Below are 16,750 nucleotides of genomic sequence, written 5' to 3'. Positions count from 1 at the left end.
CAAAAGACGATTGCATGTCATTAGCGACTGCCATCAATAAAAGCCAAATCAATAATCCTGAATTAAAAAAAGCGCCTGCTAATATAGCAGGCGCTTTTCTATTTATAACGTTTTAATATTCTATCACTTAAAAAACACGATTAAGACCATTTAGTGCCGCCACACGATACGCTTCTGCCATCGTTGGATAGTTAAAAGTAGTATTCACAAAGTACTCAAGTGTATTATTACTCTTACACTTCATCACGGCTTGTCCAATATGAATAATCTCTGATGCATGGTTACCGTAGCAATGGATTCCTAAAATCTCCAACGTATCACGATGAAACAAAATCTTTAGTACGCCTGAGCGTTCACCAATGATTTGTGCACGTGCCAAATGCTTGAAGAATGCTTGACCCACTTCGTATGGGACTTTTTCGTCGGTTAGCTCTTGCTCAGTTTTACCGATACAAGAAATTTCAGGAATCGTATAGATACCAGTTGGCACGCTTGACACTGGTTCCGCATCACTATCACCGACCATAAAGGCCGCCGCACAGCGTCCTTGGTCATAAGCGGCAGAAGCCAAAGATGGCCAACCAATCACATCGCCTGCCGCATAGATATTTTCGATTTCGGTGCAATAGGTATCATCAACTTTTAATTGACCACGGCTGTTTGCTTTTAGACCAATCGCTTCTAAGTTTAAACCTTCCGTATTACCTGAGCGACCATTTGACCAAAGAATGGCATCAGATTTGATGCGCTTACCACTCTTTAGATGCAAGACGACATAATCGTCATGCGTTTCAAGATGATCAATCTCTTCATTACTACGAATCAATACGCCAAATTGTCTAAAGTCATGCGCGATAGCATCGCTAATCTCGCTATCGAGATAACTGAGCAATTGATTTTGGTTATTAATCAAATCAACCTTATAACCAAGACCCGTAAAGATAGAGGCATATTCACAACCGATCACGCCCGCACCATAGATGATAATTTTTTTGACCACATAATCCATTTGCAAAATTTTATCAGAATCAAAAACGCGCGGATGGTTAAAGTCTAAAATTTCAGGGCGATAAGGACGACTACCAACCGTTACGATGGCTTTATTAAAGGTAATGGTTTCAAAGACATTGTCATCGGTTTCAACACGCAAAGTATGAGCATCAATAAAACTTGCCCAACCTTGAATCACTTCAATGCGATTGCGTTCATAGAATCGGGTGTGCGTACTAACCTGATTGCGAATGACTTTTCGCGCATTGGCAAGCACTCTATTTAGAGGAACTTGCTTGTACTCCATCGCCTTGGTAAACATAGGATCACGGCGAAAGTTAATGAGGTTGAATACCGATTGGCGCAGTGCTTTACTTGGAATTGTACCCACATGGGTAGAGTTACCACCTACCTGATCACGTGGATCAATGACCACCACTTTTTTGCCAGATTTAGTCAGTTTCATAGCCGCCGCTTCGCCAGCAGGACCTGCTCCTAAAACGACCGCATCATACTCATACTCGTGGTTATCGCCTTTTAAGCGACGTGAATCTTTTGTATAACCAGACTTGATATCGATTCGCGTATCATCGAGCGGATTAATAAGATCAGGATGGTGCATGACATCATCAGTGACCTGCTCATGGGTTTGTTCAATATTTTGTTTTTTATTTTTGCCTTCAGTATGTTCAGGATTCGGCACGCGACCGCTTTCTTTATTCGATACTTCGGTATGAATGTCTTTACCAATATCATTGGTCGCGTCGCTTGGTTTTTTAGTTCCCATCGTGTCCTCTTTACATTTACTTATTTATTTGATTTTTAGACTGTGTATGAATCAATAATTGCTTGAGTCAAAATCACACGACTAAGGCGTGCCCACTATACGTTGTGACACAATATTTTGTAGTGTCCAATGCCCAGTCGCGCTTTTCTGTCCCTCGTCAATCTGCGGACGCGCACTTATCACATATTCTGTGCCAAGGCTTGGTTTAAAGTCATCAATCCAATCATAAGGTACCTGAAACACACTGCCATCTTTGCTTGATTTGGCCAGTAAACACTGCATCGGTAATGCTGAGGCGCAGGCCACACGATTGGGCATAATTGTTAGCGTTTGCGCTTCACCCAATACAATGGTTGGGATATAACGTGGCTCAGGCACTGGCTCACGTGAAAAAGGTGACGTTTGGCAAGCACTCAGTAAACTGACCGCACTCAGCAAGCTGGCCAATAATAAAGGGGTCTTGCTAGACTTATAAGATGAACTCATAATATTCTCTATGTGATAATGAGATGGTATTAAATGATTATTAATAGTGATGCTTTAAATAATGGTTCTTTTTTGAGCAATCGTTATTGCTAAATAATTAATTGATTCAAGCAATTCATTGATAGCTCATATTTTATTAGCCGATACGGCGTTTGAGACCCGTCATCTGCAAGATGCGCGTAGCGATTTCTTCAACGGACATCTCAGAGACATCAAGGCTTGGAATACCATGCGTGATATAAATCCCTTGTATTGCCCGCTGCTCTTGCTGACATTGCTGATAGCTCGAATAACGACTACCCGCACGGCGCTCTTGACGGATTTTCACCAAGCGATCAGTATCGATCAATAGACCGAACAGCTTGTCTTTGTGCTCGCGCAATGCTTTTGGTAATTGATTATCGTACAAGTCATCTTCGGTCAAAGGATAATTTGCTGCTCGAATACCGAACTGTAAGGCTAAGTATAAAGAAGTCGGTGTTTTGCCTGAACGTGATACGCCCACCAAAATAATATCGGCCGCATCATAATGACGCGTACGCGCACCATCATCATTGTCTAAAGCGAAATGCACCGCGTCGATACGTTCTTTATAAGTCTCAGAATCCACATCGTCGTGTGCATGACCCGAATGTCCGTCAGGCTCCACACCCGTTTCTTCAGCGACGCGACCTATCAAACCCTCATACATATCCAAGTTACAGCTTTGGGCAGAATTAATCTTTTCACGAATATCAGGGTTAACAATCGTATCAAAGACTAATGGCAATAAGCCATCTCGTTGATACGCCATGTTGATTTGCTCAACAGCGTCCTCTGCACGCTCTAAGCTATCGACATATGGCAACACTCGTGTTTCAAAAGGTACTGAAGCAAACTGACTCAAGATAGCGCGGCCAAGTGTCTCCGCGGTAATTGCTGTGCCATCTGAGATAAAAAACGCGGTTCGAACGGCTTGAGAGCTGTCTAAGTTTAGTGCGTTGCGATTTTGAATAGTGGGATTCAGTTGTTCAGCTGGATTACTTGAGTACATAACGTTGGCACCTCGATTGAAAACACAATGGTAATCTTCATTTGGCTTTTATTTTTGATCGGCTTTAGACTTGATTTTCAGACGTAATTTTCGTTTTGTATAAGCGCTAATATTGCACATTTATATCAGGATAAACCGCTACTATTGATGCTCTACATTATACGCATAATAGCGGCCTAATAGAAATCAATGTTACAGGCGTACACTTAGAAAGCCACAGTGTCCTTAATCTTATCATGCCGATTAATAACCATTATTGTGCTGACTGGTTACTCATACTAGCGCAGCATTACCTGCTATATATAACGGCAGATATTATAAGAATATCCTAAAGTTCTTCTGTTATTTATTTTAAACCCTCTATTTATCAACCGATTTATAAACATATCTTGATAATTAGAGTGATCTTTACTCGCATTTTTACGTCATCTCAAAAATAGAAAAATGAATAACCTTCTACTAATTATGTAGCAAAGCCCACAATTTGTATCTTTTTGACAAAAATATTGGTTCAACCCCTCGAAATTCTCCAAATATAGCGGTATAATTCACCGTTATAATCTTTACTAAATAACCTTATTTTCTGGAGTTATCATGGCAGCGCAATCTACAGCACTTGTAATCAATCTTGATCAGCTAGGAAAAGACGACATTGAAATGGTCGGCGGCAAGAACGCCTCATTAGGTGAAATGATCAGCCATTTGTCTGATTTGGGTGTTAGTGTACCAGGCGGCTTTGCCACCACGTCAAATGCATTTAACCGCTTTTTGAATGAAACTGGCCTGCTTGACAAAATCAACAGCGAACTAAAAACGCTAGATGTTGATGATGTCAAAAAACTTGCAGAAACGGGTAAAAAGATTCGTACTTGGATTATTGAGCAAGAGCTGCCAAGTGATCTTGAGCAAGAAGTACGTCAATCGTTTGAAACGATGAGCGGCGGCGAAGACATCGCGGTTGCTGTCCGTTCTTCTGCGACTGCCGAAGATTTGCCAGATGCCTCATTTGCGGGTCAGCAAGAGACATTTCTAAACATTCGCGGCATTGATAACGTCCTAATTGCAATTAAAGAAGTATTTGCATCTCTTTATAACGATCGTGCCATCTCTTATCGTGTCCATAAAGGTTTTGAGCATGAAGGCGTTGCCTTATCTGCTGCTGTACAGCGTATGGTTCGCTCAGAAACTGGCGCGGCGGGTGTGATGTTCACGCTAGATACCGAAAGCGGTTTTGATCAAGTGGTATTCATCACGTCAAGCTATGGTCTAGGTGAAATGGTTGTACAGGGCGCGGTTAACCCAGATGAATTCTATATTTCTAAGCAATTGCTAGCCAATGGCAAACCATCGGTCATCCGCCGTAACCTAGGCAGCAAGCATAAGAAAATGATTTACGGTGATGAAGGTAGCACCACTAAATCAGTAAAAACTGTCGATGTTGAAAAACAAGATCGTATGCAGTTCTCATTATCGACTGAAGAGCTAACCTCTCTTGCTAAACAAGCCGTAACAATCGAAAAGCATTACGGTCAAGCAATGGACATCGAATGGGCAAAAGACGGCGATACCAATGAAATCTTTATCGTTCAGGCGCGTCCTGAAACGGTTAAGAGCCGCCAAGACAGCAATGTCATGGAGCGTTATATCATTGACACCACCAACGCAAAAGTATTGTGTGAAGGTCGTTCAATCGGTCAACGTATCGGTTCAGGTAAAGTGCGTATCGTTAGCAACCTAAACGAGATGGACAAAGTACAAGAAGGCGACGTACTGGTATCAGACATGACTGATCCGGATTGGGAACCAGTCATGAAGCGCGCTTCTGCTATCATCACTAACCGTGGTGGTCGTACCTGTCACGCGGCTATCATCGCGCGTGAGCTAGGTGTTCCAGCCATCGTTGGTTGTGGTAATGCGACTGAGCTATTGGTTGATGGTCAAGACGTCACTGCTTCTTGTGCCGAAGGTGATACTGGCTTCATTTATGAAAGCCAAATTGATTTTGAAGTACAGACCAACTCTGTAGAGTCTATGCCAGAGCTTGCATTCAAAGTAATGATGAACGTTGGTAATCCAGATCGTGCCTTCTCATTCACGCAAATGCCAAACGAAGGTATTGGTCTTGCCCGTCTTGAGTTCATCATCAACCGTATGATTGGCGTGCATCCAAAAGCACTACTGAACATGAACAGCTTGCCACGCGAAATTGCACAAGCCATCCAAGAACGTATCGCTGGTTATGCCTCACCGGTTGACTTCTACGTGGATAAGTTGGTCGAAGGTATCTCAACGCTAGCCGTTGCCTTTATGGATCAGCCAGTTATTGTTCGTATGTCAGATTTTAAATCGAACGAATATGCTAACTTGCTTGGTGGTAAATTATACGAGCCATCAGAAGAAAACCCAATGCTTGGTTTCCGCGGTGCCAGTCGTTATGTGTCTGATAATTTCCGTGACTGCTTTGAGCTTGAGTGTAAAGCATTAAAACGCGTACGTGATGAGATGGGCTTGACCAATGTCGAGATTATGATTCCATTCGTTCGTACCGTTGGTGAAGCCAAAGAAGTCATCGAATTACTTGAGAAAAACGGTCTAAAACGTGGCGAAAACGGTTTACGCGTTATCATGATGTGTGAGTTACCAACCAACGCCCTATTGGCAGATGAATTCCTAGAGCACTTCGATGGTTTCTCAATCGGCTCTAACGACTTGACTCAGTTGACACTTGGTCTTGACCGTGACTCAGGTATCGTCTCACATCTATTTGATGAGCGTGATCCTGCGGTTAAGAAACTATTGACCATGGCGATTGATGCGTGCCGTAAAGCAAACAAATATGTCGGCATCTGTGGTCAGGGTCCATCAGACCATCCAGATCTTGCGTTCTGGCTGATGGAACAAGGTATCAGCTCAGTGTCGTTGAACCCTGATTCTGTACTAGATACTTGGTTCTTCTTAGCTGGTGAAGAAGCGAAGTAAGCCCTAACGTTCAGTCACAGCAGTAATTCACACAGTCATTAAAGAAACAATGATTAGGGTCTATTTGAAAAATATTAAATAGACCCTAATATTATGTATCATATATAGTGACTTAAGATATGACTAACTATGCAGGCAATTATGCAGATTTTCCTTGCTCGAAATAACGTACAAGCTGGTCCTTACAATTTGGAGCAGCTGAATATCATGTTGGCATCTGGTGAAGTACTGCTGGATGATTTGATGTGGCATGAAGGCTTAGACCAATGGCAGCGTGTCGGTAACTTGACCAATAATCAAACGGTTTATCGACCTACCAACCTTGGCAAGCCTCAAGTTAATGACTCTATTATCAATAATGTAACTGTTTTTCCTGAAGACAACGCTAGCAATAGCTCGGATAGCAAATCAGTTTCATTAGATAGATTGTATGGCAAGCCTGAACGTCCGAAAGACACGGATAAAAGTGTGAAAGCTGACATGACTACCAATCGTCAGCAAACACCGCACAATAATGTGTCACTAAACAAGTCTAATAGCAATAAGGCTGCGTCTAGTAAAGACAAAGTCGTCGGCAATGTGGTACTTGCACCGATTATGTCGCGAGTATTAGCAACAGCCATCAATGGACTACTCTATCTACTGGCTATTTTTCCGCTAGTGATGGCATTGACCAAAATGGATGTGGATTATACCAAATTCCAAAATATCCAAGATATGGATGCGGCTTATCAGTATTCAATGACACTGATGGAGAGTCTTCCTAGTAGCACATTGATGATGTCGCAAGTCATGGTATTTGGCTTGTTTGCGCTGCAATTGGTATTTATCACACTGCGTGGTCAGTCACTCGGTAAGCTGATTACGGGTATTCGCGTGGTGGATCAAACCACCCATCGGTTGCCCTCTTTTACCAAGCTTATTGGTGTGCGTACTTTGTTATTGTTTATTATTTATAACTTATTGTTTTCGTTTACCAGCTTCTTAGGGTTCGTGATTATTGCTATTCATTATTACATGGCATCAAAAAGCCCTGAAAATATCGGCTGGCATGACAAATTGGCCAAAACTTTGGTGGTAAAAGCAGATAGCAGTCAGTTAGTGAAAGAACCAAAAATAAAATAGCTTGTTTATTAACAATCCATCTTATTGTTTTGATAAAAAAGCAGCGTGATATCGCTGCTTTTTTATTAACCAAGCATTTTTAATTATTGTTATAATTTATTAACGGTGGCTCAGTGATTAACCTTTGTGTTAGTTGCTAAGTACTGTTATAATACGGCGCTTTATAAACTAAGCTTATTTCTTATTATTTATTCATAATAATAGCTAGAAATCGGGCTTACCTTATAAATCTCCTTGCTATTAACATAGGGTTAATAGCTACTAATCCGTAAGGAGTCATAATGCGACATTACGAACTGGTGTTACTTGTACACCCAGACCAAAGCGACCAAGTGGTCGGCATGGTTGAGCGCTATATCAAGTTAGTTCAAGACAACAACGGTGTTATCCATCGTTTAGAAGATTGGGGCCGCCGTCAATTGGCATATCCAATCAACAAGATTCACAAAGCTCACTACGTTCTTTTCAACATTGAAACTGACGGTGAAACTTTAGCTGAACTTGAAGAATTATTCCGTTATAACGACGCGATCATTCGTAGTCTAGTTATGCGCCGTGACGACGCTGTCACTGAAGAGTCGCAGTTAGCCAAGAATGCCGATGAAAAACGCGCACGCAAAGCAACTACTCGTCGTCCAGACAGTCGTGAAAACGATAATGACGACAACGACAACAGTGAAGACTAATTAAAGGAGAATACTCATGGCACGTTTCTATCGCCGTCGCAAATTCTGCCGTTTCACTGCTGAAGGCATCACTCACATCGATTATAAAGATGTTGAATTGCTAAAACAGTACATCAGTGATAATGGTAAAATCGTACCAAGCCGCATTACCGGTACATCTACTAAATATCAGCGTCAACTAGCTACTGCTATCAAGCAAGCTCGTTATTTATCGCTACTTCCATACACTGATAACCATCAGGGTTAACCGTTAATTTTAACTAGGAATGACTCATGCAAATTATTTTGTTACAGCGTATCGTCAACCTTGGTAAACTCGGTGAAACTGTCGATGTGAAACCAGGTTACGGACGTAACTTTCTTATCCCTTTGGGTAAAGCACTACCTGCTACTGCAGCTAACATTGAAAAGTTCGAAGCACGTCGTGCCGAGCTTGAAGCTGAAGAAGCGAAAGAAGTAGCTGTTGCTCAAGAACGTGCTGATGCGCTAACTGACGTTAATGTCATCATGCGTGCTAAATCAGGCGACGAAGGCAAGCTATTCGGCTCTATCGGTACACGCGATATCGCTGAAGCATTGACTAACTCAGGTCTAGAAGTAGACCGTGCTGAAATCAAGCTTCCTGAAGGCACTTTACGTCAAGTTGGCGAATACAATGTTGATATTCAGCTACATCATGACGTTACCGCTACTATTCTAGTTACCATTCTTTCTGAAGATGGCGACAACGAAGAGTCAGCAACAGAAGTTGAAGACGAGAACGAAGATTATTCAGAAGAGTAATTTTTTGAATATCTAGATCTAGTCTAAAAAAGCCAGTAACGTCATGTTGCTGGCTTTTTTGCGTTTTGCTATCGCGTTTAATTTAAGATTTTATCAGGTATCTTGAACAGTGATATATTCTAGCAACTATTTGTAATAAATAGCTTGGAAAGCCTATACTTAACAATAAGATACTACCTATAAAGTCATCTTTATTATTGTCACCTGAGTTGATATGCTCGTTGTATTTAATTGATAGATTTTATTTAGATAATGATAGGCTGCAATGACATGATAAATACTGACGACAAATTACGCTGCACCCAAGGCAATCACTTTTATAGCGAAGGTGAAATTTATAAGGTAGGTAGAATCGTTAATAATAAATACTTTCAAATCCTAACCGATAATGATGCAGACCATTGGTACGCAACACTGGATGTTAGAGGCATTTATGTGAGCTTTGATTCTAACCTAGGGTTAGCAGAAAACGAGAGAGCCTATTTTGAAAAAATCGATGAGCTACAAGCTGAAAGCTAGCAACCTCCTAAATTATTCAAAAGCACTCAAAAGCATTCAAAATTTAAGAACGGTCAACATAATGGCCGTTTTTTTAATTAAATATCAATACGATTACAGGATAGATATGCTACAGAGCGCGGCCACTCAGCGGCTGTTTTCGGCACTTCTTGGTCAGCAGCTATTATCTTGGCCGCATTTATCCAGCCTGCATGACCGATGACTAATACTGGGCTATCTTTTTGTTCAGCTGAAACTTTAACCAACCAACCTCCGACACGCTCAAATAGCTGCTGTAAGCTCTCTCCATGACTGGGGGCAAAATGGGCAAAATTATGACACCACTCATCAATCTCTTGCTTGGTGATTTGCGCCCACCGACATCCATCCCATTCGCCAAAATTAATCTCAGCCAATTCAGGTGCGACTCGACACTCAAAACCACGTTGCGCTAATATTTGCCCGACTTTTAGTGAACGTTGTAAGGGGCTGACCCAAATTGTTTTTGGCAATTGATGCAAACGCACAAAGCGCTCGATTTTATTGGCAAGACGTTTCAACTTACGTTTATCGACGCCGACATCAGTTTGTCCAATACAAATTCCTTCAGTATTCATCGGTTTGGGATGACGCCAAATATAGAGAATCATGAATGAGTATTGTCCTTGTTGACGATTTGATTTAAATAAAGGGTATAGAAGCAGCCAGTCCGATATAAATAGCAATTTCACTAAGCTGCTGCGTCGCGCCGAGCCCATCGCCCGTGTAACCATCCAAGCGCCTGCGTAATAAACGTCGCATGTAATCAGTGGCTATCAGCGCCAATATCATGGCTAACAACCATTGAGCAAGCCCAATCTGCTGCATCGTATTGGGGAATATAAGTGCGACTAAAATAATAGCCAATATTAGCCAGCCACTGCTATATAGCCCTTGTATTGGCGTCAACTGCTGCGCCATCGGTTTGGCTTTTGCGTGTTCTATCTCTCCACCATAAGGCAGTAAAGACAGCAGGCTAATGCAAAGTAAACGCGACGCGGTATGTCCTATGATAAGCGCGATGACAGCTATCGGTATGGGCATCGAGGCAAGTAAGCTAATTTTGAGTAATAGCGCCGACACCAAACCTAATACACCATAAGTACCTAGGCGCGAGTCTTTCATAATAGTCAGTGTGCGCTCGCGAGTCAGACCACCGCCGAGACCGTCACAGCTATCCGCAAGACCATCTTCATGAAAAGCGCCAGTGAGTTTAATTCCAAAAGCTGTGCTCAACACTGCAGCAACTAGGGGCGTAAATAACAGACTGCCCAGCCAAAACATGCCAGCACAGAGTAAGCCCACCAGTAAACCGACTGCGGGGAAATGGCGACTGCTCTGATGCAACCATTGCGGATCATAATGCTTAAATGGTGGTACTGATAATCTCGTTAAAAATTGAACGGCCACCAGTAACAATATCCATTCATGCTTTATAAATTGAGTAAGATTTCGTCTAGGCGAGGATGGCTGATTTGATGGTTTGTTTAATGATTGTGACATCAGTTGTTTTGCTCACTGATACCGGCGTCACTAAAGCTTGCCATCTCATTGATAATGGCGCAAGCGGATTGCAACAATGGATACGCGAGCGCAGCCCCGCTACCCTCGCCTAAGCGCATGCCCATATTAAGTAAAGGCTCAGCATTTAGTGATTTCAATAAATGCGCGTGCCCCGGCTCAACAGAATGATGAGCAAAGACCGCGTATTGAGCAACACCGGGCGCTAGGCGTTCAGCCACCAATAATGCGCTACTGGCAATAAAACCATCAATCAGGAGAATACGCCGTTCACTAGCAGCCTGAATCAGCGCACCCGCCATCATGGCAATCTCAAGCCCGCCCAATGCAGCGAGTACATCAAACGGTGCTTGTGCCTGTTGATGACGCTCTAATACTTGCGTCAAAATATCCGTCTTATGCTCTAATCCCGCATCATCAAGCCCTGTGCCGCGACCAATACAATCAGCAATGGGAAAATTGCCCAATCTCGCCAGCAAGAGACTCGCCGCCGAAGTATTACCAATACCCATCTCCCCAACAATCAACAAATTACCCGCTAGATTCTTGACGACTTTCATGCCGTTTTCTAGCGCTGCTAAACACTCTATTTCTGTCATTGCAGGCTCTGTTAGCGCGTCTCGGCTACCATGGCGAACCTTGTAATCCAGCAATTTTGGATGAGGAGCAAAGTCGGCATCCACCCCAGCGTCAACAACCTTTAACTCAATATTATGCTGGCGTGCCAGTACGTTGATGGCGGCACCGCCTTGCAAAAAGTTATGAACCATTTGCGCAGTGACAGCACTAGGAAACGCTGATATACCATGCTTAGTTAAACCATGGTCTGCCGCAAACACTCGTATTTGCGCTTGCTCAATATGCGGTGTGATCGTTCCTTGAATCATGCCCAACTGCACAGCGATTGCCTCTATTCGCCCAAGCGCGCCCAGCGGCTTGGTTTTTAGGTCTATAATCTGCTGTAGCTGCAGACGTAATTCATCATTTTCTATATTGGCTATAGTAGGCGCAGTAAATATGGTCAAGGTAGGCATCCTGATAATGGTACGTGTGAAGCAAAAAGCACATACTAGCAGAGTATCTAAGCTTTACCATGAATAAAATCAAATATGAGCCGAATAGATTCCCTAGCAGCTTGTATTTACTATAGAATATGCCCCTTTAAAAATCCATATACCTATTGATGCTGCTATTAATGAAATAATAGCTCAGTAGCAGCATCCACAATTATCGCTATCAACCCTACATGTAGAGACAGTAATGATCGTATTTTGGCTTGTGCTGACCATTCTTTTTATTATTTTTGCCACAGCAAAGTTAAAGTGGCATCCTTTTTTAGTATTGATATTATCAGCCTTTTTAGTAGCGCTATTTTACCAAGTACCGCTTAATACCGTTGCTAAAACCATCTCTGATGGCTTTGGCGGTATTTTAGGTTACATCGGTCTGGTTATTGTCTTTGGTACTATCATTGGGCTAATCCTTGAAAAAACAGGTGCTGCCATTGTAATGGCAGAAACGGTCATCAAAGTTTTGGGACCACGCTTCCCTACTTTGACCATGTCCATCGTTGGTGCTGTGGTTTCAGTACCAGTATTCTGTGACTCTGGCTATATTATTTTAAACTCATTAAAAGAAACATTGGCCGAGCGTTTACACGTATCCAGTGTAGCGATGAGCATAGCCTTAGCGACAGGCTTATACGCAACTCATACCTTTGTACCGCCAACCCCAGGTCCAATTGCCGCAGCAGGTAACTTAGGACTAGAGTCCAATTTAGGTTTGGTCATCATGGTCGGTGTGGTGGTGACAGCGGTTGCTGTATTGGCTGGCTGGTGGTGGTCCAATCGCTTCTTGAATGTCGCTCCCGACAATATCGATGCAATGGACGCGCCAGCAGCGACTTTGCCTGAGAACATGAAGACACGCGACGACTATAGCAGCATGCCATCCGCAACAATGGCGTTTTTGCCTATTATTGTCCCTATCCTATTAATTTGCTTATCGTCTGTTGCGAACTTCCCAAGTGCGCCATTTGGCAGTGGCACGTTGACAGATATTTTAGTATTTATCGGCAATCCACTCACGGCATTACTGATTGGTTTATTCTTGTCTTTCTTGCTAATTAATACTGAGCAAAAAACACAGCAAATTAGCGACAGTATCTCTCAAGGTTTGGTCGTAGCCGCGCCTATCTTATTGATTACTGGCGCAGGTGGTGCATTTGGTGCCATGCTAAAGGTCACACCGATTGGCGACTATTTGGGCACAACGCTATCTGCGTTAGGGCTTGGTATTTTTATGCCATTCATTGTCTCTGCTGCGTTAAAAACGGCACAAGGCTCGACCACAGTCGCCTTGGTCACCACCTCTGCGATGGTCGCGCCGTTATTGGATCAAATTGGTCTCGACAGTGAGCTTGGTCGCGTATTCTGTGTGATGGCCATTGGTGCAGGTGCCATGACTATCTCGCACGCCAATGACAGCTTTTTTTGGATTGTCAGTCAGTTTAGTCGTATGAGTGTGGCGCAGGCTTACAAAGCCCATTCTATGGCAACGGGTATTCAAGGCGTGACCAGCATCGTCTTTATCTGGCTATTAACCTTGGTATTTATTTAAAGAGATTCAAAGAGACATTCATGAAAATTTTAATTGCTCCCGACTCATTTAAAGAAAGCTTAGACGCACTGGATGTTTGCCGCGCCATTCAATCTGGCTTCAGTCAAGTGTTTCCAGAGGCTGATTATAAGCTATTGCCGATGGCTGATGGCGGCGAAGGCACATCTGCGGTACTGTCTTATGTATTGGGTGGACGCTGGAAAGAAGTGATGGTCAATGATCCACTGATGAGACCGATAACGGCAAAGTATTTGTTATTGCCCGACGCTACGGCTGTCATCGAAGTTGCTCAAGCGTGCGGATTGCATCTACTGACAAGCGATGAACGCAATCCTGTCATTGCTAGCAGTTACGGTGTCGGCGAGCTGATTGCTGATGCGTTAGAAGAAGGGGCTAAACGCATCGTGATTGGTCTAGGTGGTAGCGCAACCAATGATGCAGGTCTTGGCATGCTAATGGCATTAGGCATCACATTTCACGATATCAATGACACTCTACTCACTCATGGTGGTGGTGCACTTGCCAGCCTACATAGGCTTGATAATATAAATATTCATGCAAAGGTATTAGACACAGTATTTGAAGTCGCTTGTGATGTGACCAATCCATTATGTGGTCTTTTGGGTGCGAGCGCAGTGTTTGGTCCACAAAAAGGCGCTTGTGCAGAGCAAGTAAAAGCCTTAGACAAAGCACTCAGTCACTTTGCCACCATGTGCGGTCATCACGGTTATGAGGACTGCCAACATGTCGAAGGCGCTGGAGCAGCTGGTGGTCTTGGCTACGCGATGATGACATTCTTTCAAGCTCAGCTAAAATCAGGCTTTGACACAGTTGCTGAGGTGGCTCACCTGTCACAGCATATTGCAGAGGCTGATCTCGTTATCACTGGTGAAGGCAAGCTAGATGCGCAAACAGCCATGGGTAAAGTGGCAGGTGGTATCAGTCAAATCGCCAAGGCTAGCCATACACCTGTTATCGCTATCTGCGGCAGTGTTGACGGACTCAAACCTGCGCAAACTAGCCAGTTCGAGGTCATCATGCCCAGTATTCAAAAAGTAGATACCATTGAAAACGTACTGAGTCAGGCTTATGACAATATTGAAACGACTGCTGTCAATATCGCTGCTGCTATGCACTTAGGTATTAAGATGAGATAGATGTTTTTATCATTTCAAAGCAGAACAGAGCCAAACCATTCAATCTGTTTTTTGGCTCCATTCTGTATACATATCACAATATTTCTGGATGCCAGTGTCACAGATACGCTTTAACCCTGCTAACCCACCTACTCTATCGCCATAGACACCATCACTTAGAATATAAATTTTTGCTAACTCATTTTGCACGTCTTGATATCCTAGCTGACTATAGCTTTCAAACCAATGCGCTGCTTTGCTATAGTCTAATTTTACACCCTCGCCTTTGTAATACATAAAACCAAGGTTAAACTGAGCTTCTGCCATGCCTTGCTTAGCTGCTTTTTCGAACCATTCAGCCGCTTTTACGTTATTTTTAGAAACCCCTTGACCCTGCTGATACAGAACACCTAAATTAAATTGAGCACCAGCAACGCCTTGTTCAGCAGATTTTTTGTACCATTTAAACGCTGCTATATTATCTTTGGGGACACCTTTAGCATCGGCATAAGCAATTCCTAAATTAAACTGTGCTAACTTGTTATTTTGCGCCGCTGCCTGTTGCCAATGTTCAAGGGCGCTGATATCGTTTTGAACGACACCTTCACCTTTAGAGTAAAGATTACCAAGATTATATTGGGCTCTGCTATAGCCTTGTTTAGCAGAATGGCTATAGTAGGTAAAGGCTTTTTCATGGCTTTGTGGTACGGCTATACCTTGATCGTACATAACGCCGATATTATATTGCGCTTCAGCTAATCCTTGACTGGCAGCTTTATTCAACCACTCAAAAGCTTTGACATTATCTTGCTCGACATCTGAACCTGCTGCATACATAACTCCCAAATTATACTGAGCAATAGCATTTCCTTGCCGTGCAAGCGACTCAATAGTAGCCAAATCACTTATCAACACTGAATCTTCGGCAATAGCAGGTATTGATAGTCCAGCTATCATATAAATCATTACGATATTAAAGTATGTCTTTTTTAATAGCTGTATATTCATTATGAGTCCATAGATGTAGCATAAATCGAAAATATATCTAAATAAATTATGGCGTGTTTCACGTTCATATATAGATACTGTTGCTAGCCAAACTGTATGACAAACAAAATGTAAGGCTAATTATTCATGTATCAATGCTATAACCATTTTTTTACTTCATCAATGACCGTGTGCATTCTATTAGAGAGTGCATGCTGTCGTCTTACCGCAAGATATAGCGTCTCGCTAACGGCAACAGGCAGATGATGGCTTTTAATAAGCTCAGGCTTTTGATAAGCAGCCACTGCATGCGCAGGTAGCACGGTAAAGCCTATACCCCTACTCACTGGCTCTAAGATTAATCCTATCTGATTCGAAAAGCCTTTTTTCTCAAAATCATTGATGTGCTGGAATTCAGGATAATTAGCGCTTAGCAGCATACCTGCATGATGGGCACCATCTGGATGATCAATAAAGCCAAGCTCGGTGAGATGCTCCCAGCTCGGCTCTACCGTAGTTGAAGGTGTCACTAATATTAGCGCTTCTTGAGCCATAGACTTACAACTGACTGTCTCATCATCTGAGACATCCGTCATAAAGCCAATGTCAATCTCATGGCTTGCCAGTGCCTTCTCTATATCAGAATTTGGAGCAAAGCGATAATCAATCACTAGCTTTGGATGCTGCTGTTGTAAGGTCAAAAGCTGCGAATATAGCTTGAGTCCCACACTACCAGGCGACATCAAACGTACCAACCCTTCATAATGAGGATCTTCACCGATGCGCTGCTCCAGATTTGATAAGCGCTGCAATATCTCCCCTGCTTCTTTATAGAGCTGTTCACCTGCATTGGTCAGTGAAAACTGCTTTCCTTGACGAATCAGTAAGTCTGTATCCAATTGATCTTCTAGCTTACGTATGTGCTGACTCACGCCAGATTGGGTCATGTGTAAGCGTTCAGCCGTACGAGTAAAGTGCCCGAACTCGGCAAGCGCACAAAAAGTGCGCAACCATGTGATATTTATCATTACGATACATAATTATTTATATAATATTTGATAATTTTACATAATAATCGTAT

General features: G+C 42.8%; 16 protein-coding genes. 8 read left to right on the top strand and 8 right to left on the bottom strand.

Features of this window, described 5'->3' with window-relative positions:
• Positions 1 to 127 precede the first annotated feature (127 nt).
• The 3 genes from sthA to AK822_RS05370 form a co-directional block, all read right to left on the bottom strand.
• On the bottom strand, positions 128 to 1,777 hold the full coding sequence (gene sthA, locus AK822_RS05380) for a Si-specific NAD(P)(+) transhydrogenase (protein WP_045452107.1): 1,650 nt from the start codon (positions 1,775 to 1,777) through the stop codon (positions 128 to 130).
• Positions 1,778 to 1,858: 81 nt separating this feature from the next.
• Entirely contained in the window at positions 1,859 to 2,263 is a 405-nt protein-coding gene (locus AK822_RS05375) for a DUF4377 domain-containing protein (protein ID WP_060490834.1), read from the bottom strand.
• A 136-nt stretch (positions 2,264 to 2,399) separates the two neighbouring features.
• On the bottom strand, positions 2,400 to 3,296 hold the full coding sequence (locus tag AK822_RS05370) for a posphoenolpyruvate synthetase regulatory kinase/phosphorylase PpsR (RefSeq protein WP_045446910.1): 897 nt from the start codon (positions 3,294 to 3,296) through the stop codon (positions 2,400 to 2,402).
• A 594-nt stretch (positions 3,297 to 3,890) separates the two neighbouring features.
• On the opposite strand from AK822_RS05370, the gene ppsA reads away from it, so the two are divergent.
• The 6 genes from ppsA (at position 3,891) to AK822_RS05340 (ending at position 9,388) form a co-directional block, all read left to right on the top strand.
• Positions 3,891 to 6,275, top strand: a complete 2,385-nt coding sequence (gene ppsA, locus AK822_RS05365; protein WP_045452104.1) for a phosphoenolpyruvate synthase — start codon at positions 3,891 to 3,893, stop codon at positions 6,273 to 6,275.
• Positions 6,276 to 6,404: 129 nt separating this feature from the next.
• Entirely contained in the window at positions 6,405 to 7,400 is a 996-nt protein-coding gene (locus AK822_RS05360; protein WP_060490833.1) for an RDD family protein, read from the top strand.
• 281 nt (positions 7,401 to 7,681) lie between these two features.
• Complete coding sequence (gene rpsF / locus AK822_RS05355) at positions 7,682 to 8,086, top strand: 30S ribosomal protein S6 (protein ID WP_045446907.1); 405 nt, start codon at positions 7,682 to 7,684, stop codon at positions 8,084 to 8,086.
• A 16-nt stretch (positions 8,087 to 8,102) separates the two neighbouring features.
• Positions 8,103 to 8,333, top strand: a complete 231-nt coding sequence (gene rpsR, locus AK822_RS05350; protein WP_010198808.1) for a 30S ribosomal protein S18 — start codon at positions 8,103 to 8,105, stop codon at positions 8,331 to 8,333.
• 26 nt (positions 8,334 to 8,359) lie between these two features.
• Positions 8,360 to 8,869, top strand: a complete 510-nt coding sequence (gene rplI / locus AK822_RS05345; RefSeq protein WP_045446903.1) for a 50S ribosomal protein L9 — start codon at positions 8,360 to 8,362, stop codon at positions 8,867 to 8,869.
• Positions 8,870 to 9,139: 270 nt separating this feature from the next.
• Positions 9,140 to 9,388, top strand: a complete 249-nt coding sequence (locus AK822_RS05340; protein WP_045446900.1) for a hypothetical protein — start codon at positions 9,140 to 9,142, stop codon at positions 9,386 to 9,388.
• 77 nt (positions 9,389 to 9,465) lie between these two features.
• Here the strand turns inward: AK822_RS05340 and AK822_RS05335 are convergent, their stop codons facing one another.
• The 3 genes from AK822_RS05335 to cobT all read right to left on the bottom strand — a co-directional run bounded on the left by AK822_RS05335 (position 9,466) and on the right by cobT (position 11,961).
• Positions 9,466 to 10,017, bottom strand: coding sequence for a histidine phosphatase family protein (locus AK822_RS05335; RefSeq protein WP_060490832.1), 552 nt, complete (start codon positions 10,015 to 10,017; stop codon positions 9,466 to 9,468).
• A gap of 31 nt (positions 10,018 to 10,048) precedes the next feature.
• The gene (cobS, locus tag AK822_RS05330) at positions 10,049 to 10,816 is read right to left on the bottom strand and encodes an adenosylcobinamide-GDP ribazoletransferase (RefSeq protein WP_228139067.1); all 768 of its coding nucleotides are present in this window, start codon (positions 10,814 to 10,816) and stop codon (positions 10,049 to 10,051) included.
• Between the two features lie 92 nt (positions 10,817 to 10,908).
• Entirely contained in the window at positions 10,909 to 11,961 is a 1,053-nt protein-coding gene (gene cobT, locus AK822_RS05325; RefSeq protein WP_060490830.1) for a nicotinate-nucleotide--dimethylbenzimidazole phosphoribosyltransferase, read from the bottom strand.
• Positions 11,962 to 12,187: 226 nt separating this feature from the next.
• On the opposite strand from cobT, the gene AK822_RS05320 reads away from it, so the two are divergent.
• A complete protein-coding gene (locus AK822_RS05320) occupies positions 12,188 to 13,546 on the top strand; it encodes a GntP family permease (RefSeq protein WP_060490829.1) in 1,359 nt (452 codons plus the stop codon).
• 20 nt (positions 13,547 to 13,566) lie between these two features.
• The gene (locus AK822_RS05315; protein WP_060490828.1) at positions 13,567 to 14,703 is read left to right on the top strand and encodes a glycerate kinase; all 1,137 of its coding nucleotides are present in this window, start codon (positions 13,567 to 13,569) and stop codon (positions 14,701 to 14,703) included.
• Between the two features lie 39 nt (positions 14,704 to 14,742).
• Here AK822_RS05315 and AK822_RS05310 read toward each other — a convergent pair whose 3' ends face one another.
• A complete protein-coding gene (locus tag AK822_RS05310) occupies positions 14,743 to 15,639 on the bottom strand; it encodes a tetratricopeptide repeat protein (protein ID WP_167541669.1) in 897 nt (298 codons plus the stop codon).
• Between the two features lie 188 nt (positions 15,640 to 15,827).
• Positions 15,828 to 16,697: a LysR family transcriptional regulator gene (locus AK822_RS05305; protein WP_060490826.1), complete on the bottom strand. Its 870-nt coding sequence runs from the start codon at positions 16,695 to 16,697 to the stop codon at positions 15,828 to 15,830.
• Positions 16,698 to 16,750 lie beyond the last annotated feature (53 nt).

The sequence above is a fragment of the Psychrobacter sp. P11F6 genome (genome assembly GCF_001435295.1).
GTDB lineage: Bacteria > Pseudomonadota > Gammaproteobacteria > Pseudomonadales > Moraxellaceae > Psychrobacter.
Note: the sequence above shows the minus strand (reverse complement) of the source record. Positions and strands in the feature narration are given on the sequence as shown.